The sequence below is a fragment of the Brevibacterium metallidurans genome (assembly GCF_037101285.1).
Lineage (GTDB): Bacteria > Actinomycetota > Actinomycetes > Actinomycetales > Brevibacteriaceae > Brevibacterium > Brevibacterium metallidurans.
Genome location: NZ_BAAAAF010000003.1, coordinates 1 through 25,634 on the forward strand (window position 1 = coordinate 1; position 25,634 = coordinate 25,634).

The following is a 25,634-nucleotide window of genomic DNA, read 5'->3' on the forward strand; positions in this document are numbered from 1 at the left end:
ACCGGCAGCGGCTCCACTCGAGCCTCGGCTACCGCACGCCCGCCGAAGCGCGCGCCGACTACACCCTTCAGGCCGCGATCGCCGCCTGATCCACAAAGAGATCGTCTACGAAACTTGACACAGCCCATTGTGGGTGAACCGGGCGGTCTCCGCGGTGTCGCTGGACGGCGTGAGGCTGGCGTGAGTGATGCGGTGGTCGTTGAGGAGTGCCAGAGCGCGTTCGCTGACGAGGAGGTCGCTGCCTCGGCGGGCGAAGTCGGTTACTTCTGTGGGTCCACGGTCTTCTGAGGCTAAGGCTGAGGCCGGCTCGGGGCTGGGGACGAGACGTCCCCAGCGATCGGGGAAATCGGTGTTGCTCTCGGAGACGAACTCGGGTGACTTCGTGATGACGGGGTCGGTGCGCAGCTCGAACCCGGTGAGGTCGGAGGCGCGTAGTGCGTCGGCGAGCGTTCCGGAGACGATGAAGTCCGGTGCGACGCTGACGAGATCGTCATCGAGCCAGCCGGCGAACTCGCACCGCAGGGGATCGATCTGGGTGCTCGACCCGGTGGAATCTTCAGTCCATTGCGCACCCGGGCCGACCGTGCCGGTGGCTTCAGGAGACAGGGCGTGGCGGGTCATCGGTGGCTCCTCGGGGATGCGGGGTCACTGCGTTCAATATGAATTGAAACCTCCGCATGTCTGATCACCGAAGGCTCAATTTCCATCAGTACTAGATAAGTTTCAAAGTGGACTGACGACATGCCAATGATCGATCTTGGTCAGCTCCTATCCACTCGCCGTAGCGGCTTGGAACTCCTTATATTTGGTTTCCAGCAGCTCTTGATTGGGGCGGTCGCGTCGATGCGCTGGAACCTTCATGAGTTGCCGTCCGTGAAGGTCCTGCAGTCCGTGCCTGAGCATAGGCCCGTCGACCTCTTCGAGTAGATCGTGGCGGATCTGCACGACGGAGTCCGGGCGGATACCAAGGAAGTTGCGGTCGAACGCTGCGTGATGGATCTTACACATGGCAAGACCATTAGTCACTGCCGCGATTCCTCGTTCGTCTCGGTCTGGCACAATGTGCGCCGCGTCGAGCAAGCCGGGATGCCCGAGATTGCAAATGGTGCAACGGTTCTCATATGCAGAAAGAACCATCGACCTAAACGCTGGTTGGTGCACGCGCACCTTTGCCATGCGCTGGAGGTAACGACGAGTAACTTCTTCGTGCATTGACCCTTCCAGTTCAAATGCCGCAACGGAATCTTCGGCAGCAGTGAAGGCGAATTGCTGTTGTTCTGGCTCCTCAGCCACGATGAAGACCGGGGCGATGACTTGGTACCTGGCCGGATCCATCGCGACACCAAGGAACCAAATCAATGGCAAACGAAGATTCATGGCCTCTCGAAGGCCGACGTTCTCGGGATGATTCGGGTTTGTTCCACGCCACTTGTATCGGAAGAGGCCGTCATCGCCCGTCTTGTCCTCATATGGAGGTGGTTCCCCGGGCTTGGTGTACGCAGTGCGAAACGACAGCGCAGCCGCATAGCCGCGGGGCTTCCAAATGCCTTGCATGGGGGCTTGGAGCCGCACGGACTCGCCGGCAAACTGAAAGTCAAGGATGTCTTCTCGGGTTAACGGTTCAATGCCGCCGTCTGAACGCAGTTGCAACCAATCGATTGCGGCTTGTCGCAGCCCTCTCGGCTCAGCGGTCGGCATGGTGAGACTCCTCGTGAGGCACTTGCGACTGAGAGAGTGCAGAGATCAGCGAATCGACAATGGGCCAATCGGCAGGCGCCCAATCTAACGTGGAGAGCTGATCGACAGTGCACCAACGCATTGAATCGTGATCAGTGCTCGTACGAGGAGGGTGCGACACCTTCACGCGATAGCACGCTAAGTCAATCAGCGTGCCATTGCTCTTAGTGGTCTTGCGCTCAACCAGACTGAGTATCTGAGCGTCGAGCAGATCGAGCTCCTCCGCTAATTCACGCATGAGGGCCTGTTCGGGCGCCTCTTCAGTCTCAACCTTGCCTCCGGGAAACTCCCATTTGCCACCTTCGGCCTTTTGAGGTCGGCGGCGGCACGCAAGAAACTTGCCGTCGCGCTCAATTACCGCCCCGACAACTCTGAGCACCTCAACCATGACCTCATGCTATGTCAGATACTGCTCCAGCGACCGTCGAGAGCCGACCAATGTCCAGTAGCCTGGGCGTGCTTCTGCCGGACGAAGTTGGGATGTCGGATTACGCACCGATGAAGACGACTTCGCTACCTCACGTCCCCTGCAGCTCCAGAGCCTCCCACGCAAAGGTCGCGACCCAGTGCGATGACATGTACTCGTCGGACACTGCGGCCTCGAGACCAGGCGCCATCAATGCTTCGACGCGAGTGAGCATGCCCTTGGCCAAGTGATCGAGATCTTCGTTACCGGTCTTATCGGCGATCGCCTCGAGGTGCGGGGCCAGCCGCATGATCGAGGCCGCGACCGACAGCCCCAGCCCGTAGAGGTGGCTCTGGTATCCATCGGTGGGATCGAGCACCTCGACGGGCGTGAGTGCCGGCGACTCGGGTGAGAGCTCGGAGAAGAAGCCGGGCAGCCACACGGCGAGCTCGTCCTCGGTGAGGAGCTCGGTCATGAGGTCGGCCTCGCAGAGACCTGCCGAGAGGAAGTCGTGGCCGCTCCGCTCCTGCGTGAAGTTCCACGCCCGATCCTCGGCGTAGAACCTCCTCGCCACGCCCGCGATGACGTCGACGACGTCCCGCCGACCCTGCGCCCGCGCGCCGAGGAGAATCCTCCGCAGACCGAAAGCCGTATTCGTATGCACTCCATGACGCACTGGCTCCGGAACCTTCGGCAGCCACTCAACCGTGAGATCGAAGACTGTGTCGGCGAGGATCTGCGCATTCCCAGCCAAGTCACGCAGCTGCGGATCCTCACTGGTCCGCAGCGCCTCGGCGAGTTCGACCGCCCACGCCCACCCGTACGGACGCTCCCAACTCCGGTTCTCCCGGAGGAACCATGCCTCGGCATTGAGCTTCGCCTCATTGAGATGCGAGTGCAAAAGCTCGATCGCCTCATCCCGCCACGACGCGTTCTGTGCCACTTCGGAGCCGAGCAACTTCACGAGCAGATAGTGCATGTGCACGCTCGAGTGCCAGTCGAACGAATTCGCGAACGCCGGATTCTTCTCACTAGCCGGCACGATATCGGCGAGACTGTTCGCCACATGATGCGAGGCGTACGGGTAGTCCTGCGTGATGTTCGTCAGCGCGACTCGGGCGAACGGGTCGACGACGTCGTCGGGAGTGGGCATGCGCGGGTCCTCTTCTCAGGCGGTCGGCGTCGGAGTCGGACAGCCGTTGGCGAGCCGCGTCCTCCGCACTGCCTCGATTCTGTCACTACTTCGCCGTGGTGTGCTTCGCGGTGGCGGGGTGGCGACTGGCAATTCGGGACAACCCTGCCGCGACGCCGAAGCATGGTAGTTAGGCCCGACAGCAATGAAGCGATAACGGATCGGCCGGCCGCGCATCCCCGGCGGCGACTTCGCCCCCGAAGCCGCCGACTAACAACGACGGCCGGTCGCTTGCGGTGGGGAGGTGACCGGCCGCCGAATACAGGGAGACAGCTCAGGGGAAGCCGTGCCAGGGAGACCGCTTCAGGGCATGCCGCGCCGAAGCGCCTCTATGCCGTGGAGCGTCAGCCATTTCTCGGTGGCTCCGCTGGCCGAGACCGTCGCCCGCTCGGTCACCGTGATCACCGCGCTCGCCGCTGTCTTCGGGTACTCCCCGGCGGCTGCGCTGGCGAAGGAGGCGCTCGCCTCGGACGGGCGGGTCGCCGATCTCGTCGAACGTCAGGGGCTGCTCGAGGCGGCCGAGCTCGAGAAGCTGCTCACGCCGTCCCGGCTGACCGGGGTGTGACGGGCCGAGGGGTGTTTGGGGCGCGGGCTTGCTCTGGCTGAACCCGGGAGAACGTGGGTAGGGTGTGGGCATGGTTTCGCACAACGAGGCGCGCGACTCCTCCCAGCGGTCTCGACACAGCCGAACTTTTCGTTCTCTTCAGCGGTCGGACGCGATCCGGCATGAGCTGGCCAAGATCATGAAACGAGTCGGAGCCGTAGCCGGTCCCGGCCGACACAGCTTCGCCGACGGTCTCGAAACCCATGACATTGCGAGCATGGCGGTCATCCGGCTGGCCTCCGTCATCGAGCGGGGCGATTTTCCCTCGTCGAAGCCATTGCTCACGGTCGAAGAAGCGGCGGAAATTGCGGCTGCGCGAGAGATTGCCATGCACGGTGGTGCTGATGCCATGGATGACGACCTGCTCTGGATCGTCGTCACTCAGCGGATTCCGGCAATCGTCTGTCGCCTCCGCGGACTCCTCCCGGCTCCCTGAAGCAATCAGTATTCGCTCTGCGGACGCTGCATAGGCGAAGAACCCGATTCGTCGTCACTGAGCCGGCTCAGCTCCTGCCGTCGAACAGGTCTCGGATGTCCTCGGCCGTCACGGCCCGGCTGAACGCCTGACCGCTGGCACTGGCAACTCCGGCCGCGCCAGCCCCAGCGCCAGCATCCCCCTCCGCCTCGGTCATGAGGTCGGCGAAGAGCTCCGCCTTCCGCTCCTGCAGGCCGAGCACCTTCTCCTCGACGGTGCCCTCGGCGACGTACCGGTAGACCATGACGTGCTTCGTCTGACCGATCCGGTGCGCGCGGTCGATCGCCTGATTCTCCGCCGCCGGATTCCACCACGGATCCATGAGGAAGACATAGTCCGCCTCGGTGAGGGTGAGACCGAACCCGCCGGCCTTGAGACTGATGAGGAAGACGGGCGCGGTCCCGGACCGGAAGGCCTCGACCACCTCGGCGCGATTCCGGGTCGACCCATCGAGGATGACATGCGGGATCCCCCGGGCACCCAACTCCTCGGCCACATGGTCGAGGAACGAAGTGAACTGGCTGAAGACGATCGACCGGTGGCCTTCGGCGACGACCTCGTCGAGACGCTCGAGGAGGGCCGAGAGCTTGCTCGAGGGCACCTCGGCGTGCTCGGCGTCGACGATGCGCGGGTCGAGGGCGAGCATGCGCAACAGGGTGAGCGACCGGAAGACGATGAACCGCTGCCGGTCGTAGTCGCTGTCGATGAAGCCGAGGACCTTCTTCCGCTCCTTCTGCAGGATCCGGTCGTAGAGCTTCCGATGCGCGGCGCTGAGCTCGATGGTGATGACCTGCTCCTGCTTCTCGGGCAGATCGGCGGCGACGAGATCCTTCGTCCGCCGCATGAGGAACGGCCGGATCCGTCGCTGAAGCCGCTGCATCCGGCCCGGATTCTCCCCGGACTCGATCGGTCGGACGTACTCCTCCTCGAACCGGTGCGGGGACGGGAACAGACCCGGCGCCGAGATCGCGAACAGCGACCACACGTCGCGCAGCGAGTTCTCCAACGGCGTTCCCGTCAGCGCCAGCCGGAACGGCGCGTCGATCGACTTCGCCGCCTGATGGACCTGCGAGGTCCGGTTCTTGACGAACTGCGCCTCGTCGAGGATGAGCCCCGACCATGTGAGCCCGGCGATCTCGGTCTCGTCGAGGCGGAGGATCGCGTACGAGACGACGATGACATCGGCACCGGCGACCACCTCGGCGAAGGAGGTGCCCCGCTTCCTCGTCGACTCACCGATGACGCGAACGTCGAGGTCAGGCGTGTGCTTCGCGGCCTCCTGGGCCCAGACGGGGACCACCGAGGTGGGGGCGACGACGAGGAACGGCGGCTCGCCCGACCGGGGCGCGGAATCGCGATCGTCGGGTGATCGGCTCACGGTCGTCGGGCTTGCGATCGTGCGGCTCTCGGTCGTCGGGCTTTCGGTCGTGCCGCTCCCGGTCGGGCCGCTCCCAGCCGTCCGGCGGGCGTAGGCGATGAGCGCGAGCGTCTGCAGGGTCTTGCCGAGGCCCATGTCGTCGGCGAGGATCCCCCCGAGGCGGCAGCGGTGGAGCAGGGCGAGCCAGCGGAATCCCTGCACCTGGTAGGGCCGCAGCCGCACGCCGCCGAGGTCGGGCACCTCGGTGTCGGGAAGCCGGTCGAGGTCGGTGAGCGCTTGGGCGGACTCGCGCCAGGTCACGGCGGGTTCGGCTGCGTCGGCGAGGTCCTCGAACTCGGACCACAGACCGACGTGGAGGCGGCTGATCTTCGGGGACTCCGGTTCCCACTCGTCGATGAGGTCCGCCTCGGCGAGGAGGGCCTTGATCCGGTCGAAGACGGGACGGTCGAGGGTGAGGAACGAATTGTCGACGAGCTTGAGCTTGCGCATCCCCTTGGCCAGCGCCGTGAACAGCTTGACGAAGGGCACCGACTTGCCGCCGATGCTGATCTGGAAGCCGAGCTCGAACCAGTCGGTCTTCTCCGACTCGACCGAGGTGATCGTCACGCTCGGCTCCCCACCGAGCTCGCGGTAGGGCTGCTTCTTCCCGCGCGTGATGACGTGGACATGGTCGATCTCCTCGAGGCCGGGCAGCACGTTGGCGACGAAGTCGGCCGTGTCCGCGCCGTCGAAGTCGAGGTCCGTAGGCACGGTCGGGAACTCGGCGCGCGGGTCGGCGGGGACGAACCGGGCGAGCACAGTGGTGACGTGGGCGAGGACCGTGTCCTCGTGCTCGATGTCGCGGAGTTCGGCGGCCGGAGCGGTGGCGAGGTTGTTCGCCGAGGTGGCGCGCCCGTTCGTTGAGGCGTGCCCGGTCGCCGAGGTGGTCCCGGTTCTTCCGGGCCGCCGCACCGGCAGGGTCCGGCGGGGACCCGAGTACTCCCAGTACCAGCGCAGGTTGAGCCGGTCCTGCGCGCCGAAGGTGAGGAAGAGGACGAGCCGCGGGTCCCGGTAGCTGGGGAAGCGGACGGATTCGTCGGTGCTCACGACCTCGGTGCTCGTGCGCAGCAGCGGGTAGTACTCCGCGAAGAACTCCTCGGCCTCCGCCGTCGGAATCGTGATTGGGCCCGGGGAGGAGAGGACCGGAAGCGCCGAGGCGGTCGTCGGCTGGGCGGCCGGGGCCAGCGTGACCGTGAACCCGGTGCGGGTGTCGACGCCGAAGTACCCGTGCGTCCAGATCGGTTTCGCCAGGCCGGGCGCGAACTCACGTTCGTCGATCGTCACGTGCGGTTGCACGCGCAGCCCGCCCGGACCCTTGCGCACATCGATGATCGCCTTCGCCTCCCGGCCGATGCGGACGTCCATGCCGGGGTTGACGCCGACGAAGGCGATCCCGAGATCCGCCCCGTGGGCGAAGACGTCCCAGATCAGGGAGGTGTGGAAATCGCCGAGGTGGTACGGCGCCCCGTCGGGTGTGAAGTCGGTCTTGTCCCGGGTGCGCAGGCCCGCGAGTTGGGAGAACCACTCCTGGTGGCGGGGGTCGACGCCGAACTGGGAGACCATGCGGTCGATCGTGCGCCAGCTCAGCGATTTCTTCACCCAGTTGCCGGACTCGCTGAGGACGAGCGGGCGGATCGCGAGCGACGGGTTCGCGCCTGGGCTGACCTCGGCATTTGTCAGCAGCGCGGTGTGCTGGGGTTCGAACCACGAGCGCGGGACGACCTCGACGAGCTCGAATCCCAGGGCCACGGCCGTGTAGTCCTGCGGGGCCGCCTCGGCGAAGGAGGCGAAGGCGGCGCGCCAATCGCTGGGCGTTCTGGATGTGGACCGGGTCGCGGTCGAAGCGGAACGGTGCACGCGCACTCCGGGTGCACTGCCCTCGTCATCGGGGGCAGCGGTCGCGCGGTTCTCAGGCACGATGTCATCCTCTCATCCCCGACTGACGCGGGCACAGCGCGCACCTGGCAACCGCCTCGGCGACACCGTCTCCCTGGCCACCGCCTCGGCGACAATCGCCCCGGCGACCACCGCCTCGGCGAGCAAGTCCCCTCAGGGCAGCAGGCCGGCACTCCTCGCCTCGACGACCGCGGCGAGCCGGGTCCGTGCATCGAGTTTGGCCATGATCGCCTTCATGTACGCCTTGACGGTGAGCAGCGTGAGGCCGAGCCTGTCGCCGATCTCCTGATTCGTCATGCCCCTCGCCGCCAGGGACAGGACGTCGATCTCCCGATCGGTCAGCGACACCGGACCGGGAGGCGACGGATGCTCGGGTTCGGTGAGGGCCTCGGCGATGCCGCGCAGCTCGCTTCGCAGGCGCGGGTCCGTGACGGTTGCACTGAGTTCGCGGAGCTCACCATGGACGCGACGGACACGGGCGGTCAGTGCGCGGGCCGCCTCGGCGTCATGGGAACGGGCGACGATGAGGTCGTGTTCGAGGGCGCGCGCCTCGTCGCTGAGGGTCGAGAGCAGACGGTCGGCGAGGGTCTCGTCGCTGCGGAGGGCGGCGTAGAGGACGAAGGCGGTCTGACTGCCGATGACGACGGGGGCCGCGGCGATCGCCCGGAGACGTTCGGTGCGGATGACCGCATCGTACTGGTGGGAGATCGCGTCGGATGCGACGTAGTCGTCGAGCGCGAGCGGCCGTCGGATCGCGACCGCGCGACCGCCGAGCCCCGCGTCATAGGTCAGGGTGACGCCGGGCAGTGCCCCGACCGTGTGCCCCGAGAAGTGGTTGAGCGCGAGCTCACGGGTCGTCGTGACCTCTCCGCCGAAGGCCAGCGCCACGCCCGTGCGCGTCCGGACGCGATCGAGCGCGTGCCGGATCCGTTCGGCATCTGCACCGGCCATCGTCGCCCGCCCTCGCTCGGTCTCAGCCGCAGGTTGTGCGGCCCTCTTTGGAGGGTAGTCAGGTTCGCCGGGATTGCCTAGTCTCGCCTCAACGCGGTGGACGCACGCACCGCCGAGTGCCGAGACAACGACGCCGACGCCGAACGAGAGCGAGCCCCCTGCTATGACCGACCATCGACCTGCCGCCAAAATCGCCGAGGCAGCCCCCGCGCCGTGGACGAACCATGCCGACATCGTCGCCGAAGTCGACGACCTGCGCCGCCGCTTCTCCGCACCGGAGCTCTCTCTCGCCGAGGTGCTCTGCGACGCACATCCTGCCGCCGACACCGCGTTCATCTGCGTCGACGAGAGCTTCGAACCCTACCGGCTGAGCTACGGCGAACTCGCCGACCGGTCCAGGCGGCTGGCGAGCCTCCTTCGGGACCGAGGCATCGGTCGCGGGTCCCGCGTCGGCGTCCTCATGGCGAAGACCCGACAACTGCCCGTCGTGCTCGTCGCCCTGTGGCGCCTCGGCGCGGTCGAGGTTCCCCTCTTCACCGCCTTCGCCGGCCCGGCCATCGCCACCCGCGTCAACGGCGCCGGTGCGGGACTCATCGTCGCCGACGAGTCCCAGCAGCCCAAGCTCACCGGAATCGACGTTCCCGTGCTGGGGACCGGTCCCGGCCTCGACCTCGAGATCGATGCGCAGGAGCCGATCGAGGTCGCCGAGGCGGTCGGCGGGGACGGTCTGTTCCTCCAGCTCTACACCTCGGGGACGACGGGAACCCCGAAGGCGGTCGGCGTCTCGGGGTCTGCACTGGCCGCATTCGTCGCGTATATGCGCTACGGGCTCGGGGTCACCGACGATGACGTGTTCTGGAACGCCGCCGACCCCGGATGGGCCTATGGGCTCTACTACGGCATCGTCGGACCCTTGGCGATCGGGCGACCCAATGTCCTCTTCGCCGGGAACTTCACTGCGGAGTCCACGGCGCGCCTGCTCGATGCGCTGCAGGTGACGAACCTGGCCGCAGCACCGACCGTCTACCGGGCGCTGAAGAAGTCCGGCGTCATGCCGCAGCGTCCGCTGCGCGCGGCGTCGTCGGCGGGGGAGCCGCTGACCGCCGATGTCGTCGACTGGGCGCCCGAGGCGCTCGGGGTGGTCGTGCGCGATCACTGGGGGCAGACCGAGCAGGGGATGGCGATCGGCAATGCGTGGGACGAGCGGCTGCGCACAGAGGTCGCGCCGCGGTCGATGGGTCAGGCGCTGCCGGGATTCGTCGTGGGCACGGTCGACGAGTCGATCGCGCTCTCGGTCGATGAGTCTCCGCTCATGTGGTTCTCCGGCTATGTCGATGCTCCGGAGCAGACGCGGGAGCGCTTCACCCCGGACGGAGACTGGTATCTCACCGGTGACGTGGGTCGGGCGGACGGGGCGGATTTCTTCTTCGCCTCCCGCGACGACGATGTCATCCTCGCCGCCGGGTACCGGATCGCGCCGTTCGACATCGAGAGCATCCTCGTCGCCGATGCCGCCGTCATCGAGGCCGCCGTCGTCGGCCGTCCCGACGAGATCCGCGGTGAGGTCATCGAGGCGTTCGTCGTCATCGACGAGGCGGCCGAAGAGAGGGCCGGACGCGTGGCCGAAGAGGGCGCCGCCGGAGAGGGTGCTGCCGGTGAGGACCTGCAGTCACGTCTGCAGGCGGCGGTGCGCAGCATGTACGGCGCCCATGCGTATCCGCGCCGTGTCCACGTCGTCGCCGAGCTTCCCAAGACTCCGAGTGGCAAGGTCCAACGCTTCGTGCTCCGCGACATGGAGGTGTGAGAGCGGGAGCCGCACGGAAGATGTAGGCGCGCGGGCGCGGTGGAGGGTGGGGTGAACGGTGCCGGACGGTTCACTCCCCGCGCAACTCATCCCAGGCGAAGGAGGATGCGGCGACTTCAGCTTGGAGCATGTCGAGGAAGTCCTGGGCCATCTCCGCGATCTCCTCGTCGTCATCGGCACCGGGGACCGTCACCGGAAGGGTGAAGACTTCGTCGCCGACCGTGATGCGCACGTCGATGAAGTTGCGGCTACGTCTTTCGATGATGTCGAGACCGTCGAGTTCACCCTCGCGCAGGATGCGATCGACGGCGGGTCGGACGATGCGCTCCATGACCTGGTCGTCACGCAGCCGCGGTGTTCGAGTCATGACCACAGCGTCAGCGAAGACTCGGAGAACCGGGGTTCGCGCTCGACTCCGGGCGGCAACGGTGGTCTGCGGTCGTATTGAGCGATGAGGATAGATTCCTTGCGCTTGCCCTGTCCGTTGATGATGGCGAAGACCTCGGTTAGTCGTGCTGGAGGAGTCTGGGACGTCTTCGCCCACTCGATCGCCTCGTCGAGGGTCGCCGTTGCGGATTCATAGACGGCGACGGCCGTGAGATCCTGCGGATCGCCGTCGTACCCCGTCCAGTGCGCAACGCGGAATGCGTCAGCTTCGACCTCCCGTGTGATGTCGCGCTCATCAATGAGGGCGAAGGACTCGTCTGCGGATGCGCGTTCGGAGGGGTCCATAATCGGAGCATAGTCGCCCTCGGCCTTGTCTGACGGCGGAAGGGCTCACTCCCCGCGCAGCTCGCCCCACCCGAAGGAGGACTGAGCGACGAAGTCCTGGAGGTCGCTGACGACGCGTTCGGTCAGCTCCTCGACGCTGATCTCCACGTCTGGAATGTGCAGCCAGCTCCCAACCTGTTCATCTCCTGCAGTGAACTCAACGAGGAGCGAGCCGTCGTCCTCCCTGGTCAATCTCACGCTGTCGAGTTCGCCGTCGCGGAGGATCCGCTCGACTGCGGGACCGACCACGAGGTCCATGAGCTCATCATCGCTGAGTTCGTGCGCCATCCTCATGACGACAACGATAGTGTCAACATAGGATGAGAGACGTGAATGATGCCTCCGATCGGTCCCACATCTCGTCTCCCGCGATTCTCGGTGCCCTGCTGCTCGCGACGGCGCGCACGGTCGATCTGCTCAATGCCGCTCCTCCTCGCAACCCGACGAGGCCGCTTGGCCGACACGACAAGGACATCGTTGCCGGAGTCGAGACGGCGCTGCAGGCACAGTTCCCCGATGCGCCGAAACTCATCGCCGAGACCGTCGACGAGGTGGCCTCCGCCATCCGCTTCGTCCGCAACCGCGGAGAAACGCCGAGCCTGGCCGCAGCGAAGTACGACGCGGCACGCACGGCGTTGCTCGACCGCCTCGGCGTGGATTCGGCGAAAGGTGTAAGCGTCTGGCCGCCGACGAGCCAGACGGCCGTCCAGCGGTTCGGCTCGTGGAACGACGCGCTGACCGCCGCAGGCCTGGCGACGAGCAGCGTCGGGCGAGCCAAGGGCCAGCTCCGCTTCGATGCCGATGCCTACGATGCCGCGATCGCCGCATTCGTCGCCGACTGCGAGTCCCGCGGTGTTCCCGCCACCTACAAGGAGTACGGGTCCTACGCCGGAGAACACAAGGGCGACGTCCCGTCGGCGGCGGCCGTACGGAAGTTCTACGGAAGCTGGAACACGGCTCTCACCTCGGCGGGGTGACCGTTCGGCCGTGTGACGACCGTCCGCGGACCGGAAATCGAAACGACAACATCACTTGGGGAACGATCCGGCAAAAAACCTTGCACAATGTGCGTGAGGTTTGTAGTCTCTGAACGTCTGTACAGATGGAACCGATCGCGGTGGGCTGCCTGCTCGCCGGTGGTCGGTCACGGAATCGAAGGGACGGAAACATGGTTGTCATCGGTTGGATCATCGTCGGACTGCTCGCGGGCGCGCTCGCGAAGCTCATCCTGCCCGGTAAGCAGGGCGGCGGCTGGATCAGCACGATCATCCTCGGCGTCATCGGCGCATTCGTCGGCGGACTGCTCTTCGGGCTGTTCGGCGGCAAGGGGATCGGCGCTGTCTTCTCGGATCCCTGGTCATGGGGTTCGTTCTTCATCGCCGTCATCGGCGCGATCGTGTTCGCGTTCGTCTGGGGACTCATCACGAAGAACCGCGGCGCGAAGACTGCCTGATCGCGTCCCGGCCGGCACGCGGTCGGCCACAGCAGCACACACCAGTCGCTCGAAGCGAAGGAGAATGCAATGAGCATGAAGGACAAGTTCGACAACAAGGCCCAGGAGATGAAGGGCAAGGCCAAGGACGCCACCGGCAAGCTCATCGGCAACGAGCAGATGCAGGCCGAGGGCAAGGCCGACCAGGCTGCCGCCGGCACCAAGCAGGCCGGCGAGAAGCTCAAGGACACGTTCAACGACGTCACCGACCGTCGCTGATCTGTCCGCAGGCGCATCAGTGCGACGTCGCTGATGCGCTGGATCGCTGATTCGGCGATTCGCTGTGTTGGCGCCCGGTGATTGGGCGCTGACGGATGTCCCGGCGGTCGCGCTCAGCGCGGTCGGCCGGTGAACGCCGAGGCGGGAGTACTCTGAGTGCTCCCGCCTCTGTCGTTGTGTGCGGGGGTGCCGCGAGGGCTGTACACCTGGTCGCAACGAATGCTTCGGGGGCTCCGGGGTTGCGGTACCCCTTTTCCGAGGATGCCGCGGACCCGGGCTACCGGGTCGCGGCGAATGCCTCGAGGCGGCGACAGGCTTCCTCGATCGTCTCCGGTGAGACCGCGAACGTCAGTCGCAGGTAGCCTTCGCCGGCGGGACCGAACGCCGAGCCGGGGATCGTCGCCAGACCGTGCCGCTCGAGCAGAGCGGTGGCGACCTCCCATGAGGTCATGCCCCAGTCCTTGACATTGGCGAACGCGTAGAACGTCGCCTCCGGTCGCAGCACGCTGATCCCGTCGATCGCATTGACGCGGTCGACGATGAGGTCGCGGCGCTCCGCATACGAACTCACCATCTCCGCGACGACCGACTGCGGTCCGGTGACCGCGGCGATCGCCGCCTCCTGGACGAATGCCGGAAGACTCGAGGTCAGGCCCTCCTGGAGCAGCGGCATCGGCGGAATGAACGCAGCCGGACCGATGACGAAACCGCACCGCCACCCGGTCATCGCGTACGTCTTCGAAAAGCTGCCGACGACGAGGAACCGATCGAAGCCCGGGCGCACCTCGGCGATCGAGGTGAAGGTCGCGTCGTCGAAGACGATCTCGTCGTAGACCTCGTCGGAGATGATCGTGAAGCCGAACTCATCGGCGAGATCGGCGATCTGCGCGAGCTCCGCCCGGTCGATGATCGACCCGAGCGGGTTCGAGGGACTATTGATGATGATCGCCGCTGAATTCTCCGTCACGGCCGCCCGGACGTCATCGGCGCGGACCTTGAACCCGGTGTCCTCGGTGACGGGAACCGGGACGGCGATCGCGCCGAGGCGGTGGATCTGACCCAAGTAGTTCGGGAAGCTCGGGTCGGCGATGATGACCTCCTGCCCGGGCGAGACCGTCGTGTCGAGGGAGAGTGTGAGCGCCTCCATCGCGCCGAAGGTGATCATGACGTTCTCGGCGGTGACCTCACGGCCCCAGCGCACCGAGTACTTCCCGGCGATCGCCGCGCGCAGGTCGGGCAGGCCGGCGTTGGCGACGTACTTCGTCTCGTTGTTCTCGATGGCGCGGATGCCGGCCTGCTTGATGTGCTCGGGCGTGGGGAAGTCGGGCTCGCCGACCGTGAGTTTGACGGCCTCGGGATAGTTGAGCGCGATGTTGAACATCTTCCGGATGTCCGAGGCCGGATAGGTCTGCGCCATCGGGGAGATGCGGCGGTACGGGTCGGTCATGGCTGCGCTCCTTCGTCGGGGTGTCTTGAGTGTGGTCGGGGTGTGGTCCGAGTGTTGTCCAGGTGACTCGAGTGTGTCAGATGGGGCGCGGGCGGGCGCGGACGTCCGGCGCGGCGCGAATCGAGGACGAAAGCGGGCGTGATTGTCGAACGACCCGGCGCGAATCCAGGACGCTGAGTGTCGATTTCCGCGACCAGAATCGACACTCAGCGTCCTCGATCCGGGGCGTTTGCCCAGACCGGGGCGTCTGCCCAAAGCGCCGCGCTCGCCAGAACCGCAGCACCCACTCGCACCGGCACCAGCCCAAGCCCCCTACTCCGCGAGCCCGGCCAACCTTGCCCCGAAGCGTGCGAGCAGGCTCGTCTTCTTCGCGTCGGTGATCCGCTCCCAGTCGTCGGCGATGTTGAATATCCTGTACATCGAGCGGATGCCGAGCCAGCGGATCGGCTCGGGCTCCCACTGACCGGAGACGTGGTCGTTCCACGGCAGTGCGGTCAGCGGTGTCGGAGTCCCGCCTGCCCGATCGAGCAGGGTCTTCGCCGCCAGATGGGTGGCCGTCACCCCGTGCCCGGCATACCCGCGGGCCACGCCGATGCGCTGCTCGGGATCGAAGAAGATCCCAGCGCACCAGTCACGGGTCACTCCGAGGGCGCCCCTCCACGCGTGGGCGACCTCGACGTCGAGGGTCGGGAAGAGCGAGGACAGGCGCGTGCGGAGGAGGTCGACCACCTCGGCGGGGACACGACCGTCACCGGGCAGTCCCGAGTTGAACGCGTACGGCGCACCCCGCCCGCCGAGCGCGATCCGATCGTCGGCGGTGCGCTGGGCGTAGATGAAGGTGTGGGCGGCATCGCCGAGGCACTCCCGGCCGGCCCAGCCGATCTCGTCCCAGGCCGCAGCCGGCAGCGGATCGGTCGCGATCATGGACGAGAAGACGGGGATGACCTGGCGTCCCTCGAGTCCAGGCAGCTTCCCCGACACCGTGTCGGAGTACCCTTCGAGGCACACGAAGATCGTCTCGCCGTTGACCGGCCCGCGGTCGGTGACGACCGTGCCTTTGCCGATGTGGGCGGCCGTCGTGCCCTCGCAGATCGTCACACCCTGCGCGCGCAGCACGCGGGCGAGGCCTTCGACGAGGAGGGCGGGGTCGATGCGCGCGGTGCCGGGAACGAAGACGCTGCCGCGGGCGTCGTCGACGTTGATCCGGGCGCGGGTCTCGGCGGCGTCGAGGACCTGCATGTCCGCAGGCCCGTAGCCGTATTCGCGGTTGGCCTCGATGAGTTCGTGGATGCGCGCCATGCCCGCCTCGGACTGCGCGATGTCGATGTGGCCGCCGCGCACCGCCTGCGCGTCGATGCCCTCGGCCTCGAGCGTCTCGAGCACCTCGTCGATCGAGTCGAAGAGCGCCGACTGGAAGGCCCGCACGCTCTCGATCCCGGACAGGCCGGCCGAGCCGACCGGCCCGTCAGGGTCGTCTGTGCGGGCGCGGTCGACCGCCTCGGCGAAGCGGGCGCGGTTGCCGGGCATGAGCGTCGAGAGCCACCCGCCGTTGCGTCCCGAGGCACCGTAGCCGACGGTGCGCGCCTCGATGATCGTGATCGCCCAGTCGGGGTGGGCCTGCCGGGCGCAATAGGCCGACCACAGCCCGGTCATTCCGCCGCCGACGATGACGAGGTCCTGCTTGCCCGCGGGCAGGGGCGAATCGATGGGCTCGGCCGGCGACTGCGCCAGCCAGAAGGAGGCCTCGCCGTTGAGGTAGGTCACTGGACAACTCCTGTTTCCGTGCGCGATCACCTGGTGTGACCGTACGGAATCAGTTCTATCCCATCGTCAGTTGCGATGTAAATGGTTGTAAGTGCGTGTATTGGCATATGAAATCGCCGAGGTTGCCCCCGGATTCCGTGTCCACGACAGTCCCCGTCTGGCTACACTGGGTCCATGAGCGCAACGGAGCCGATCGACACCCGCACCTTCCCTCTCGAGCACGAGCTGATCGAGGACTGGCAGCGGATCGCCGCCGATGCCGAGAACGCACCGGCGACCGGTGCGGCGGCGAAGGATGGCGAGGCGGCGGGCGGAGCCACCGACTCGGCGCCGGGAGAGGCGACCGAGACGACGACGGCGTTCGCCGAGCTCGGATCGATCGCCGGCGTCGACTACGGACTGTGGGAGATGAGCGTCGGCGCGATGCGCGACATCGAAGGCGAGGAAGTGTTCCTCGTCATCGACGGCACCGGGCGCATCGAGTTCGACGACCCCGAGCAGTCGAGCATCGGGCTCGCACCCGGTTCGCTCGTGCGCCTGACCGAAGGCATGAAGACCCGCTGGTACATCGACGACGCGCCCCTGCGGAAGCTCTTCATCGCCCCGACCGAGGAGTGAGGTCACTCGGCCTCATGGTCGAGCGCCCGCTCGACGTCGGCGGTGATGGTGCGCCGTTGAGTGCAGTGGCCGCACTGGGACTTGGAAGCGCGTGGAGTCCTCAGTTCTCACTGAGGTCGACCTGGAGCACTTTCTCGTCGTGCAGTCTCGCGGTCGACGATGGATCGGTTCACGTCGTGAATGGCGGTGCGGACGGTCTTTCCGTAGGCGTCGTCAGACAAGTTGGAGGCGACTGCCTCAGCTTTGCCGATATAGTCAGCGGCGGCGGCGAACGCTCCCAGGCGACGGAGATCGTCGGCGATGTTGAGATAAAGACTAGGGTGGAAGCCTGCTACCCGGAGAGTCGCGTGATATTGCTGAGCGCGCTGATCGGAGAGTGCATCGGCGGCATCAAGCGCGCGGACATCCCAGATGAGAGCTTGTGCAGGGTCTTCGCAGAGATCTGCAAGGTAGTGCGCGAGCGTGCAGCGATGGAACGGATCGCCGGCGACTCCGATCTCGTGCCACAAAGTGAGCAGTCTTTGTCGAGCTGATTCGGTAGAGCCCACGCGTCCGGTTGAGACTGCCTCCTGTATGGACTCCATGATCGGATCCGAGGCATCGGCTTCTTCATTCATGTTTCTGCTTTTCCCTTTGCGTATCCGGTTCGCGGCGGGGGACGACCGCTACCGCGGTAGTCGTTCTCAGAGAAGGTCGGCTCGACAGGGCATGACAAGCGTGGTGAGGTCGCCGTTGTCCGCGCATCTGACAGTTACGGGGTGGTCAGGCCCGCGAAGTTCGAACATCACTTCATTGCCGACAGCGTGGCTCAGAGCTGGGTACAGCGTCGTGAGCTCGAACCAGACCCTGATTTCAGGGCCAGTCGCAGCGCCGTCCAGGGCGATCACAGAATCGGGCAGCAGCAGGCTGGACCCGAAGCCTGATACCCGGATTCCGAACTTCTCTGGTGCGTGTTCGAGCGCGCTGGAGATCTGTCGCTGATCGAGTATCAGACGATGTGTCACCGGCTCGAGGGATGCAAAAACACTCCTATAGTCTGGAAACGTCCCGGTCAACCGGTGGCACTGGACCACGTCGTCGCCGGACAGGCGGACGTCGAGCGTCAAGTCGCCTGCCTCAAGAGTCACTTTCGGGCTTCTTCGGATTAGCTGCACTGCGCTTCTCAGCTCGTCTGCGGCAACGGTTCCCGCCCACGGGGACGTGGGCAAGCGGAGAGGGACGAGTGTTCGAGTCGCCAGTCGATAACGATCAGTGGCGGTGAGCGAGATGGCGTCTGCTTCGGTCTCAATGTGGACACCATTGAGTGCGGGATCAGCAGTATCGTCGAGTGCGGAGGCCAGGATCTGATCGACCGCCCCAGCAAAGACTGGTCCAGCAAGCTCGCAGAGAACGAATCGAGGGCTGTCGTTCAGCTTATCCTTGAGTGCCGCCGCAATGTCCCGGGCCTTGAATGCGTCGTTGGTGACCTTCTCGAGCTGTTCGTCAATAAGGCGTGAGGCACCTGCCGCGTCGGATTCGAAGAGCTCTCTGACAACGGGCAGTGCCATTCCGATCTCGCGCAGCTGCCGAAGTTGCGTTGCCTGCGCCAGTTGGCATGTGCTGTACATTCGATACCCGGTGAGCGGATCGACATGATCGGGACGCAGCACGCCGGCATCGTCGTAATAGCGCAGTGCGCTGGCGGTCAGCCCAGCGCGTTCGGCGAAGGAACCGATGGAGATCAAGTCCGGGTCGTTCATCTGACCATCATCAGGCTTCAACCGGCTTGAAGGTCAACAGTCGTGTCGTCTGCGCCGGTGGCCAGCTTCGAATCTCAACCAAGTATCACGCGGTCGCCTGCGCTCGCTTGACCACCTCGGCGATCGCGGGCTGGTCGGCGATGACGAGACGCAGGAGCACCTCGGCGAAGGTGTCCGGCTGGACGCTGTGGAGGTCACGGGGCCAGAACATCGCCTCATTCGCGATCGCGTCGAAGAGCTCGAGCACGGCCTTGGGGTGTCCCGGCAGGAAGACGCCGGCACGGATTCCGCGCTCGAGCACGGCCTCCATCGTCGACCGCCCGGCCTCGACGGCCTCGCCCCATTCGGGGAAGAGCTCGGCGACGGCAGGGGGCTGGCGGAAGAGCCAGCGCGTGTCGATCGTCTCGTTGAACTCGACGATCATCTCGTTGCGGAACAGGCGATAGAGATCGAGCGCAGGATCGTCCTCGGAGTGTTCGAACTGCCCGGTGAGCAGGGTTGTCGGCGCCAGGCGGGCCGCGATGAGCTCGTGCCCGATCGCCTCCTTGCCCGCGAAGTAGTGGAAGAGCGAGGGTTGCTTGATCCCGACCGCCTCGGTGATCGCCCGCGTGCTCGCCCCCTGATAGCCGAGCTCGGAGAACAGCCGCGCCGATTCGCGGAGGATGCGCTCACGCGTATCGCCCGTCGTGTCCGCGTTCCGCGGTCTCGCCATCGTCCCTCCCTGTCCGTGCCCCCAGCGTACTGGTCCGCCGAGGCGGTGCTGCGGCCGTGCTGCACCTGACCGATCCCGACCGCTGCCCCCTCACGCCGAGGCGGCCCACCGGCGTGACTCAGCCCGCACGACCCTGCCCACCTGCGTCGACAACCATTCTTCGACCGTGCACCCGATCGGGTCTGTCCAAACAGCCTATCGAATGATAGATTATCCCCTAACCTATCGACCGATAGGTTATGCGCCGGAGCAGACTGGATCCACCGGCGCCTCCCGACCATGAAGGGACCGCAACGTGGCTCTCCCTCCCGCACAGACACGGGGCATCGGCACCCCCGGCCTCGTCTTCTTCGTCCTCGCGGCAGCGGCGCCGCTGACGATCCTCGCCGGCTTCGTGCCGCTGGGCATGCTCGCCGGCGGCGACGCCGTCGTCCTCGGCTTCTTCTACCCCGGACTCGTCTACCTCCTCTTCGCCGTCGGCTACACGACGATCGCCAAGCACGTCCCCGGCGGCGGCGCCTTCCTCACCTACATCGCCGCCGGCCTCGGCGCCCGCGCCGGCTCGGTCGCGGGAACGGTCGCCTACGTCGGCTACCTCGGCGGGCAGATCGGCTTCACCGCCTCGGCGTCGGTCTTCGCCTCCCTGACGATCGAAGGCCTCACCGGGGTGAGCGTCCACTGGCTGCCCATCGCCGTCATCATCACCCTCGCCGCCCTCACCCTGGCCCTGCGCCGCATCGGGGTGGGTGCTGTGACCGTGGCGATCCTCCTCATCGCCGAGGCGGCCATCCTCGTCGTCTTCGCCACCGCCGTGCTCGTCCAAGGCGGGTACGAAGGCCTGTCCCTGGCCGCGTTCGCCCCAGAGAAATGGGTCAGCGGCGCCCTGCCCGGCGTCTTCGTCCTTACCTTCGTCGCGTTCGTCGGCTTCGAGCAGACCACCGTCTACCGCAACGAGACGCGCGAGCCCAACACGACGATTCCGCGTGCGACCTACCTCGCCGTCGCCGCCCTGCTCATCGGCTACACCTTCGGCGCCTGGGTGATCCTTCAAGCCGCCGGTGTCTCCCGCCTGCCGCAGCTCCTCTCCGGCGACCCCTCCCGACTCGTCTTCGACCTCAACGACGAATTCGTCGGACCGTGGGCCACCGCGATCATGCTCCTCCTCGTCGTCACGAGCTTCTTCGCCGGAGTCATCGCCCTGCAGAACACGTCCTCGCGCTACCTCGTCAACCTTTCCCGCGGGGGACTCCTCCCGGTCGGTCTCTCCCGGCTCGCCCGCTCCGGCAGCCCGCTCACGGCGAACCTCGTCCAGGCCGGCGTCGTCCTCCTCGCCCTCTGCCTCTTCGCCCTCGCCGGCTCCGACCCCTACACACAGGTCGTGGCCTGGACGAACACTCCGACGATCGTCTCCGTCCTCGTCCTCCAGATCGTCACCTCGATCTCCGTCATCGTCTACTTCCGCCGCAATCCCCGGGCAGAGAGCGTGTGGAAGCGGGCGATCGCCCCCGGCCTCTCAGCCGTCCTCCTCACGCTCGCCGTGACCCTGCTGATCTCCCAGATGGGCGCGCTCACCGGACTCGGCCCCCTCGGCAACGCGTGCATCCTCGCCCCGCTCGTCCTCGCCGGGATCTACGGACTCATCCGCGCCACCCGCGTCGATGCCGAAGCCGCCGCTCTCGCCACCATCGGCGCCGAGGCGGAGACTGCCGACCCGTCCACCGACAGCCACACCGCACAGAGAGAAGGAAGATGAACACTCGCATCGACTACGCCTGGTCGACCCCCGGCGGCCTGCTCGAGAAGCCCGGCGCTGTCCCCGGAGCCACCGAACTGTGGGGATACAACGACCGGTTCGCCTACCACTCCGGCGAACAGGTCGACCTGCGCGTGCACACCACCGCTGCGAGCTACGACGTCGAGATCATCCGCGACGGCGCCCGCCCGGAGACCGTGTTCACCGCCACCGGCCTGCCCGGCACCCGCCAGGACACCCCCGACGACGCCTTCGCGACCGGCTGCGGCTGGGCGACCTCGCTGACGATCGACCTCACCGAGGAGTTCGGCCCCGGCTACTACCTCGTCATCTTCCGCACCGTCGACGACCACGGCCGTGAGATCGAGCAGGAGTCGTTCTTCATCGTCCGCCCCCACAGCGCCGAGGCGGTCGACCTCCTTCTCGTCCATGCGACCTCGACGATGCTCGCCTACAACGACTGGGGCGGAGGCAACCACTACCGTGGCCTGCCCGACGGGGACCGCAACGACATCCCCTCGCCGTACTCGTCGATGCGCCGACCCATCGCCCGAGGCATGCTCCGCAAGCCCATCGGGGCCCCGCGCAACGCCCACCTCGAGGTCAGCGTCCCGATCGGCTGGGAGCCGCGGCACCCGAGCTACGAATGGGCGTGGCAGCGCGGCTACTCCCGCCACCACAACGACGCCGGCTGGGCCAACTACGAACGGCCCTTCACCGTGTGGGCCGAAGAGCAGGGCTACCGGGTCGGACACATCACGCAGGCCGAACTCCATGCCGAGCCCCAGGTTCTCGACGGCTACCCGTGCGTCGTCATCGTCGGCCACGACGAGTACTGGTCGTGGGAGATGCGCGACACCCTCGACTCCTACGTCGACGGCGGCGGTCACGTCGCCCGCTTCGGCGGGAACTACGTCTGGCAGGTGCGCCTCGACCTCGAGACCGGGGTGCAGACCTGCTTCAAGGACCCCACCGCCGACCCCATCCGAGAGACCGACCCGTCGCGCCTGACAACGGCGTGGGATGCCCCGGAGATCGGCCGCCCCGGTGCTGAGACCATGGGGCTGACCGGCCTCGGCGGGGCCTACATCCGCTACGGATCGGCCGTGCCCAGGGGCAGCGGCGGCTTCACCGTCTACCGGGAGGGTCACTGGTCGCTCGCGGACACGGACCTCTACTACGGGGACGTCTTCGGTCAGGCGCCGCTGTGCATCGCCGCGTTCGAAGTCGACGGCTGCGACTACACGTTCCGCTACGGTCTGCCGTATGCGACCGGGGCCGACGGCGCCCCGGAGGACCTCGAGATCATCGCGATGGCTCCGGCAGTATCCGGAGGAATGGACCGGTGGGGCGGTCGCGTGCCGATCGGGGCTCCCGCAGTCGAGGCCGAACACCTCTTCGCCGGCATCTACCCCGACGGCATCCCGCCGCACCATCAGGGCAACGGGTACGGGGCGGCGATGATCGCGACGTTCGCCCGCGGGCAGGGCGAGGTCTACTGCGCGGGGACGACCGACTGGCCCTATGGTCTGGCTGCGAACGACCCGTTCGTCGTCACGATCACCCGCAACGTCCTCGACCGGTACCTCGCCCTTGGGCGATGCGGGGCGACGGACGAAACCGACGCGACTGCAACCCGGGCGACCGGCACCGGAACGGACGATGCCGGGACGGACGATGCCAAGGTGGGCACCGCCTCGGCGAGCGACGACACCACCACGGAGGAGACACGATGACGAAGCGCGTGCAGACGCTCACCGACGATCCTGAGCGGGCGGTCGTGCCGCCGCTTGCGGACTACGATGCGCATTCGGAGGGCTGGACAGAGACGGAGTTCCGCGTCGAGACGGGGCCGAACTCGGTGGCCGGTCGGTGGGAGGGCGAACCCGGCTGGGTCGAATTCGCCTCCTGGCCGTACCGGGAGTTCTGCGTCATCGAATCCGGGCGCGTCGCCGTGGAGGCCGCCGACGGCAGTCAGCGGCACGAGTACGGGCCCGGGGAGGCGTTCACGATCCCGCAGGGCTTCGCGGGCCGCTGGGTCACACTCGAACCGACTCGGAAGGTCTTCATCGGCGTCACCGAGTGACCCGGGAGTCGAGCGCCCCCGGCCGCTGAGCCGCGGACACGGCCGAACGCCCCGGCCCCGACCGTCGGACATAGCCGAACGCTCCCGGCCGCGAGCCTCGGTCACGGCCCTTCGGCCCTTGACGCAGTCGTTTATCGTGTGAGGTAGGCAGGCACTCCGCTGGTGCGGAGCGCCGCCTCCCACCAGCTGCATCACCGTCCTTCGGCATCGCCGTCGGGGACGGCCGTTCGAAGGAGCCGTCGATGAAGACCGCACAGCGTTTGCACGATCTGGGCACCGAGACCGCGTTCCGGGTGGCGCAGGCCGCCGCCGACTGGAGGGCGCAGGGGAATCGGGTCTATCCGTTTCACCTCGGCGATCTCGACTTCCCCATGGCCCCGCACATCGTCGAGGCGATGGATCGGGCGATCAAGGACGGCAAGACCGGGTACTGCCCGGGGCCGGGGATCCCCGAACTGCGGGCGGCCCTGGCCGAGGACATCGGGTCCCGTCGGGGTCTCGACCTCGATCCCGCCGAGGTGGTCGTGACCACCGGGGGCAAGCCTGTGATCACGAAGTTCCTCCAGGCGGTCATGGATCCGGGGGCTTCCGTGCTCTACCCGAACCCGGGGTTCCCGATCTACGAGTCGCAGATCGAGTACCTCGGGGGTGAGGCTCGGCCCTACCGGTACGTTCCGACCGAGGACGGGTTCGCCATCGACCTCGACCATCTGCGGGATTCGATCGACGAGTCGACCGTGGCGATCATCTACAACGACCTGCAGAACCCGATCTCGGCGGAGTCGACGCCCGGTGAGCGGGAGGCGATCGCGCAGATCGCGAAGGAACATGACCTGTGGGTGCTCTCGGACGAGGCGTACTTCGAGATGCGCTACGGCGGGCGGTCCGAGTCGATCGCCGCGCTGCCGGGGATGCGCGAGCGCACCGTCATCCTCTACACGTTCTCGAAGAAGTTCGCGATGACCGGTTCCCGGCTCGGGTGCGCGGTCGCTCCGCGGGAGGTCGCCGAGGCGATCTCGACGATGAACACGAACGACGAATCGTGTACGACCCATTACGTCCAGTGGGCGGGGATCGCAGCCCTGCAGGGTCCGCAGGAGCCGGTCGCTGAGATGCTCGAGGTCCTCCGCGCGCGCCGCGACGCCGCGTGCGCGATCATCAATTCGATTCCCGGCATGGAGGTCGCCGTCCCGGAGTCGACGTTCTACATCTTCCCCGACGTCACCGAGGCGATGGCTGCCAAAGGCATCGATTCGCTCGCGGAGTTCTCCACCGAGGCCCTGCATGCCACGGGCGTCTCATTCTGCACCCGCGAGCACTTCGGCCGCCCGCAGCCGGGGGAGGACCGGAAGTACATCCGGCTCGCCTATTCGGGCATCAGTGAGGACGACATCGTCGAGGGTCTGACGAAGCTCAAGGACTGGGTCGAGGCGGGGTGAGGGCAACCAGGAGGAGGCCGGAGATTTGCTTACACATAAGAAACATCTGGTTTCGGATCCTCCCTGGCTGAAGGCCCGAAGGTGGCCTATATGCCGAGGTGACAAAGTTGTTTGCAGTTGTCTCCGGGATGTATTGCGCAAGCTTCGAACCGTACCGATGGTTCGGGGTCGCCGTGATGAAATGATGTAGCGTATGGCCCTCGACTTCACTCTCGTTCAACTGAGGTACTTTCAGGAGGTCGCGCGACGCGAGAACATGACGGAGGCCGCCAGACATCTCAAGGTCACCCAATCGGCGATCTCGACGGCAGTATCACAGCTGGAGCGGTCGCTCGGGATCGACCTATTCATCAGGCAACGGAACCGTACGGTCGTTCTCTCCCCTGCGGGTCGACGTTTCCTGGCCGAGGTCAACGCCGTGCTCGAAGCGTCCGAAGCACTGGGAGAGACCGCACTTGGACTCGCCCGCTCCCTCAGCGGCACCCTCTCAGTTGGAGTATTCTCACCCATTGCCCCAACCCGCCTTCCGCTCATTCATGATGAATTCGAGAAACGCTATCCAGACGTCCGAGTCAACTATCTCGAAGCTGACTTGCAGGAGCTCCAGCGTGCAGTGGTCTCAGGTGAATGCGACATGGCTCTTACCTATACGCTCGGTCTGAGCGATCGGTTCGATGTCTATCTCATAGACGTGGTCCACCCGCATGTTCTCGTTTCTCAGCAACATCGCCTCGGAGGGGGTGAACATGCGCCGAGGTCGATTCATCTCCGTGAACTCGCTGCTGAGGACTACATCCAGCTCGACATGCCCTATAGCCGTCAATACAACGACGAGCTCTTCCGCATCGCCGGGATCGTTCCTCGGATACGGCATTCGTTCTCCGGATATGAGACCGTGCGATCCTTTGTTGCGATGGGGCACGGGTACTCCCTCCTCAGTCAGAGCGTGTCCTCTGGAACCTATATCGGTTCGAACACCGTCGATGTGCCGCTGCTCGACGATTTCCCGAGCATCGACCTTGCGTTTATCTGGCCCAAGGGATTGCGGCTCAACAGGCGGGCTCGCGCCTTCTGCGAACTCACTACGGAGATCCTCGTCCCGACTGCTTAAG

Annotated in this window: 26 protein-coding genes; 12 read left to right on the forward strand and 14 right to left on the reverse strand. The window is 66.3% G+C overall.

Annotation, left to right across the window (positions count from 1 at the left end):
• Positions 1–105: 105 nt before the first annotated feature.
• The 4 genes from AACX88_RS04865 to AACX88_RS04880 form a co-directional block, all read right to left on the reverse strand.
• Positions 106–621, reverse strand: a complete 516-nt coding sequence (locus AACX88_RS04865) for a hypothetical protein (RefSeq protein WP_339391984.1) — start codon at positions 619–621, stop codon at positions 106–108.
• Between the two features lie 147 nt (positions 622–768).
• The gene (locus AACX88_RS04870; RefSeq protein ID WP_339391985.1) at positions 769–1,698 is read right to left on the reverse strand and encodes an HNH endonuclease; all 930 of its coding nucleotides are present in this window, start codon (positions 1,696–1,698) and stop codon (positions 769–771) included.
• Positions 1,685–2,125 (reverse strand): (deoxy)nucleoside triphosphate pyrophosphohydrolase, encoded by a 441-nt coding sequence (locus AACX88_RS04875; RefSeq protein WP_339391986.1) that lies wholly within the window; start codon positions 2,123–2,125, stop codon positions 1,685–1,687. Before AACX88_RS04875 ends, AACX88_RS04870 begins: the two co-directional genes overlap by 14 nt.
• A gap of 130 nt (positions 2,126–2,255) precedes the next feature.
• Positions 2,256–3,296, reverse strand: coding sequence for a DUF2891 family protein (locus tag AACX88_RS04880; RefSeq protein WP_339391987.1), 1,041 nt, complete (start codon positions 3,294–3,296; stop codon positions 2,256–2,258).
• A gap of 370 nt (positions 3,297–3,666) precedes the next feature.
• Here AACX88_RS04880 and AACX88_RS04885 point away from each other — a divergent pair, with 370 nt between their 5' ends.
• Both AACX88_RS04885 and AACX88_RS04890 read left to right on the forward strand, forming a co-directional pair.
• The gene (locus AACX88_RS04885) at positions 3,667–3,900 is read left to right on the forward strand and encodes a hypothetical protein (protein ID WP_339391988.1); all 234 of its coding nucleotides are present in this window, start codon (positions 3,667–3,669) and stop codon (positions 3,898–3,900) included.
• Between the two features lie 70 nt (positions 3,901–3,970).
• A complete protein-coding gene (locus AACX88_RS04890) occupies positions 3,971–4,375 on the forward strand; it encodes a hypothetical protein (RefSeq protein WP_339391989.1) in 405 nt (134 codons plus the stop codon).
• Between the two features lie 67 nt (positions 4,376–4,442).
• Here AACX88_RS04890 and AACX88_RS04895 read toward each other — a convergent pair whose 3' ends face one another.
• Together AACX88_RS04895 and AACX88_RS04900 are read right to left on the reverse strand one after the other, a co-directional pair.
• Entirely contained in the window at positions 4,443–7,748 is a 3,306-nt protein-coding gene (locus AACX88_RS04895; RefSeq protein WP_339391990.1) for a DEAD/DEAH box helicase, read from the reverse strand.
• Positions 7,749–7,880: 132 nt separating this feature from the next.
• Entirely contained in the window at positions 7,881–8,678 is a 798-nt protein-coding gene (locus AACX88_RS04900) for a helix-turn-helix transcriptional regulator (protein ID WP_339391991.1), read from the reverse strand.
• A gap of 163 nt (positions 8,679–8,841) precedes the next feature.
• Between AACX88_RS04900 and AACX88_RS04905 the strand changes: the two genes are divergently transcribed.
• The gene (locus AACX88_RS04905; RefSeq protein WP_339391992.1) at positions 8,842–10,482 is read left to right on the forward strand and encodes an AMP-binding protein; all 1,641 of its coding nucleotides are present in this window, start codon (positions 8,842–8,844) and stop codon (positions 10,480–10,482) included.
• A 70-nt stretch (positions 10,483–10,552) separates the two neighbouring features.
• On the opposite strand, the gene AACX88_RS04910 is transcribed toward AACX88_RS04905, so the two are convergent.
• Genes AACX88_RS04910 through AACX88_RS04920 form a run of 3 tightly spaced genes read right to left on the reverse strand, consistent with a single transcriptional unit; the run spans position 10,553 to position 11,511 of the window.
• Complete coding sequence (locus AACX88_RS04910; protein WP_339391993.1) at positions 10,553–10,849, reverse strand: hypothetical protein; 297 nt, start codon at positions 10,847–10,849, stop codon at positions 10,553–10,555.
• Positions 10,846–11,214: a hypothetical protein gene (locus AACX88_RS04915; RefSeq protein ID WP_339391994.1), complete on the reverse strand. Its 369-nt coding sequence runs from the start codon at positions 11,212–11,214 to the stop codon at positions 10,846–10,848. The genes AACX88_RS04910 and AACX88_RS04915 overlap by 4 nt, the downstream gene beginning before the upstream one ends.
• 45 nt (positions 11,215–11,259) lie before the next feature.
• Entirely contained in the window at positions 11,260–11,511 is a 252-nt protein-coding gene (locus AACX88_RS04920; protein WP_339391995.1) for a hypothetical protein, read from the reverse strand.
• Between the two features lie 62 nt (positions 11,512–11,573).
• On the opposite strand from AACX88_RS04920, the gene AACX88_RS04925 reads away from it, so the two are divergent.
• The 3 genes from AACX88_RS04925 (at position 11,574) to AACX88_RS04935 (ending at position 12,964) form a co-directional block, all read left to right on the forward strand.
• Entirely contained in the window at positions 11,574–12,230 is a 657-nt protein-coding gene (locus tag AACX88_RS04925) for a homing endonuclease associated repeat-containing protein (RefSeq protein ID WP_339391996.1), read from the forward strand.
• A gap of 191 nt (positions 12,231–12,421) precedes the next feature.
• A complete protein-coding gene (locus AACX88_RS04930; RefSeq protein WP_339391997.1) occupies positions 12,422–12,706 on the forward strand; it encodes a GlsB/YeaQ/YmgE family stress response membrane protein in 285 nt (94 codons plus the stop codon).
• Positions 12,707–12,775: 69 nt separating this feature from the next.
• Entirely contained in the window at positions 12,776–12,964 is a 189-nt protein-coding gene (locus AACX88_RS04935) for a CsbD family protein (RefSeq protein WP_339391998.1), read from the forward strand.
• A 277-nt stretch (positions 12,965–13,241) separates the two neighbouring features.
• Here AACX88_RS04935 and AACX88_RS04940 read toward each other — a convergent pair whose 3' ends face one another.
• Both AACX88_RS04940 and AACX88_RS04945 read right to left on the reverse strand, forming a co-directional pair.
• Positions 13,242–14,411: a pyridoxal phosphate-dependent aminotransferase gene (locus AACX88_RS04940; RefSeq protein ID WP_339391999.1), complete on the reverse strand. Its 1,170-nt coding sequence runs from the start codon at positions 14,409–14,411 to the stop codon at positions 13,242–13,244.
• A 312-nt stretch (positions 14,412–14,723) separates the two neighbouring features.
• The gene (locus AACX88_RS04945; RefSeq protein ID WP_339392000.1) at positions 14,724–16,175 is read right to left on the reverse strand and encodes an NAD(P)/FAD-dependent oxidoreductase; all 1,452 of its coding nucleotides are present in this window, start codon (positions 16,173–16,175) and stop codon (positions 14,724–14,726) included.
• 174 nt (positions 16,176–16,349) lie between these two features.
• Here AACX88_RS04945 and AACX88_RS04950 point away from each other — a divergent pair, with 174 nt between their 5' ends.
• Positions 16,350–16,793 carry a cupin domain-containing protein gene (locus AACX88_RS04950; protein ID WP_339392001.1) on the forward strand — a complete coding sequence of 148 codons (444 nt, stop codon included), beginning with the start codon at positions 16,350–16,352 and terminating at the stop codon, positions 16,791–16,793.
• Positions 16,794–16,900: 107 nt separating this feature from the next.
• Here the strand turns inward: AACX88_RS04950 and AACX88_RS04955 are convergent, their stop codons facing one another.
• The 3 genes from AACX88_RS04955 to AACX88_RS04965 form a co-directional block, all read right to left on the reverse strand.
• Positions 16,901–17,410: a hypothetical protein gene (locus tag AACX88_RS04955; RefSeq protein WP_339392002.1), complete on the reverse strand. Its 510-nt coding sequence runs from the start codon at positions 17,408–17,410 to the stop codon at positions 16,901–16,903.
• 66 nt (positions 17,411–17,476) lie between these two features.
• Positions 17,477–18,532, reverse strand: coding sequence for a DNA polymerase III subunit beta family protein (locus AACX88_RS04960; RefSeq protein ID WP_339392003.1), 1,056 nt, complete (start codon positions 18,530–18,532; stop codon positions 17,477–17,479).
• Between the two features lie 85 nt (positions 18,533–18,617).
• Positions 18,618–19,244, reverse strand: coding sequence for a TetR/AcrR family transcriptional regulator (locus tag AACX88_RS04965; protein ID WP_339392004.1), 627 nt, complete (start codon positions 19,242–19,244; stop codon positions 18,618–18,620).
• Positions 19,245–19,539: 295 nt separating this feature from the next.
• Between AACX88_RS04965 and AACX88_RS04970 the strand changes: the two genes are divergently transcribed.
• The 5 genes from AACX88_RS04970 (at position 19,540) to AACX88_RS04990 (ending at position 25,633) form a co-directional block, all read left to right on the forward strand.
• Positions 19,540–20,997, forward strand: a complete 1,458-nt coding sequence (locus AACX88_RS04970) for an APC family permease (RefSeq protein ID WP_339392005.1) — start codon at positions 19,540–19,542, stop codon at positions 20,995–20,997.
• Positions 20,994–22,733: a N,N-dimethylformamidase beta subunit family domain-containing protein gene (locus tag AACX88_RS04975; RefSeq protein WP_339392006.1), complete on the forward strand. Its 1,740-nt coding sequence runs from the start codon at positions 20,994–20,996 to the stop codon at positions 22,731–22,733. The genes AACX88_RS04970 and AACX88_RS04975 overlap by 4 nt, the downstream gene beginning before the upstream one ends.
• Positions 22,730–23,083, forward strand: coding sequence for a cupin domain-containing protein (locus tag AACX88_RS04980; RefSeq protein WP_339392008.1), 354 nt, complete (start codon positions 22,730–22,732; stop codon positions 23,081–23,083). The genes AACX88_RS04975 and AACX88_RS04980 overlap by 4 nt, the downstream gene beginning before the upstream one ends.
• 242 nt (positions 23,084–23,325) lie before the next feature.
• On the forward strand, positions 23,326–24,522 hold the full coding sequence (locus tag AACX88_RS04985; protein WP_339392009.1) for a pyridoxal phosphate-dependent aminotransferase: 1,197 nt from the start codon (positions 23,326–23,328) through the stop codon (positions 24,520–24,522).
• Between the two features lie 193 nt (positions 24,523–24,715).
• On the forward strand, positions 24,716–25,633 hold the full coding sequence (locus AACX88_RS04990; RefSeq protein ID WP_339392010.1) for a LysR substrate-binding domain-containing protein: 918 nt from the start codon (positions 24,716–24,718) through the stop codon (positions 25,631–25,633).
• Position 25,634: the final 1 nt, after the last annotated feature.

What these genes read in the sequence shown, in the direction of transcription:
- AACX88_RS04865 (WP_339391984.1), bottom strand. Translation starts at nt 621, where the DNA reads ATGACCCGCCACGCCCTGTCTCCTGAAGCCACCGGCACGGTCGGCCCG.
- AACX88_RS04870 (WP_339391985.1), bottom strand. Translation starts at nt 1,698, where the DNA reads ATGCCGACCGCTGAGCCGAGAGGGCTGCGACAAGCCGCAATCGATTGG.
- AACX88_RS04875 (WP_339391986.1), bottom strand. Translation starts at nt 2,125, where the DNA reads ATGGTTGAGGTGCTCAGAGTTGTCGGGGCGGTAATTGAGCGCGACGGC.
- AACX88_RS04880 (WP_339391987.1), bottom strand. Translation starts at nt 3,296, where the DNA reads ATGCCCACTCCCGACGACGTCGTCGACCCGTTCGCCCGAGTCGCGCTG.
- AACX88_RS04885 (WP_339391988.1), top strand. Translation starts at nt 3,667, where the DNA reads ATGCCGTGGAGCGTCAGCCATTTCTCGGTGGCTCCGCTGGCCGAGACC.
- AACX88_RS04890 (WP_339391989.1), top strand. Translation starts at nt 3,971, where the DNA reads ATGGTTTCGCACAACGAGGCGCGCGACTCCTCCCAGCGGTCTCGACAC.
- AACX88_RS04900 (WP_339391991.1), bottom strand. Translation starts at nt 8,678, where the DNA reads ATGGCCGGTGCAGATGCCGAACGGATCCGGCACGCGCTCGATCGCGTC.
- AACX88_RS04905 (WP_339391992.1), top strand. Translation starts at nt 8,842, where the DNA reads ATGACCGACCATCGACCTGCCGCCAAAATCGCCGAGGCAGCCCCCGCG.
- AACX88_RS04910 (WP_339391993.1), bottom strand. Translation starts at nt 10,849, where the DNA reads ATGACTCGAACACCGCGGCTGCGTGACGACCAGGTCATGGAGCGCATC.
- AACX88_RS04915 (WP_339391994.1), bottom strand. Translation starts at nt 11,214, where the DNA reads ATGGACCCCTCCGAACGCGCATCCGCAGACGAGTCCTTCGCCCTCATT.
- AACX88_RS04920 (WP_339391995.1), bottom strand. Translation starts at nt 11,511, where the DNA reads ATGGACCTCGTGGTCGGTCCCGCAGTCGAGCGGATCCTCCGCGACGGC.
- AACX88_RS04925 (WP_339391996.1), top strand. Translation starts at nt 11,574, where the DNA reads ATGAGAGACGTGAATGATGCCTCCGATCGGTCCCACATCTCGTCTCCC.
- AACX88_RS04930 (WP_339391997.1), top strand. Translation starts at nt 12,422, where the DNA reads ATGGTTGTCATCGGTTGGATCATCGTCGGACTGCTCGCGGGCGCGCTC.
- AACX88_RS04935 (WP_339391998.1), top strand. Translation starts at nt 12,776, where the DNA reads ATGAGCATGAAGGACAAGTTCGACAACAAGGCCCAGGAGATGAAGGGC.
- AACX88_RS04940 (WP_339391999.1), bottom strand. Translation starts at nt 14,411, where the DNA reads ATGACCGACCCGTACCGCCGCATCTCCCCGATGGCGCAGACCTATCCG.
- AACX88_RS04950 (WP_339392001.1), top strand. Translation starts at nt 16,350, where the DNA reads ATGAGCGCAACGGAGCCGATCGACACCCGCACCTTCCCTCTCGAGCAC.
- AACX88_RS04955 (WP_339392002.1), bottom strand. Translation starts at nt 17,410, where the DNA reads ATGAATGAAGAAGCCGATGCCTCGGATCCGATCATGGAGTCCATACAG.
- AACX88_RS04960 (WP_339392003.1), bottom strand. Translation starts at nt 18,532, where the DNA reads ATGAACGACCCGGACTTGATCTCCATCGGTTCCTTCGCCGAACGCGCT.
- AACX88_RS04965 (WP_339392004.1), bottom strand. Translation starts at nt 19,244, where the DNA reads ATGGCGAGACCGCGGAACGCGGACACGACGGGCGATACGCGTGAGCGC.
- AACX88_RS04975 (WP_339392006.1), top strand. Translation starts at nt 20,994, where the DNA reads ATGAACACTCGCATCGACTACGCCTGGTCGACCCCCGGCGGCCTGCTC.
- AACX88_RS04980 (WP_339392008.1), top strand. Translation starts at nt 22,730, where the DNA reads ATGACGAAGCGCGTGCAGACGCTCACCGACGATCCTGAGCGGGCGGTC.
- AACX88_RS04985 (WP_339392009.1), top strand. Translation starts at nt 23,326, where the DNA reads ATGAAGACCGCACAGCGTTTGCACGATCTGGGCACCGAGACCGCGTTC.
- AACX88_RS04990 (WP_339392010.1), top strand. Translation starts at nt 24,716, where the DNA reads ATGGCCCTCGACTTCACTCTCGTTCAACTGAGGTACTTTCAGGAGGTC.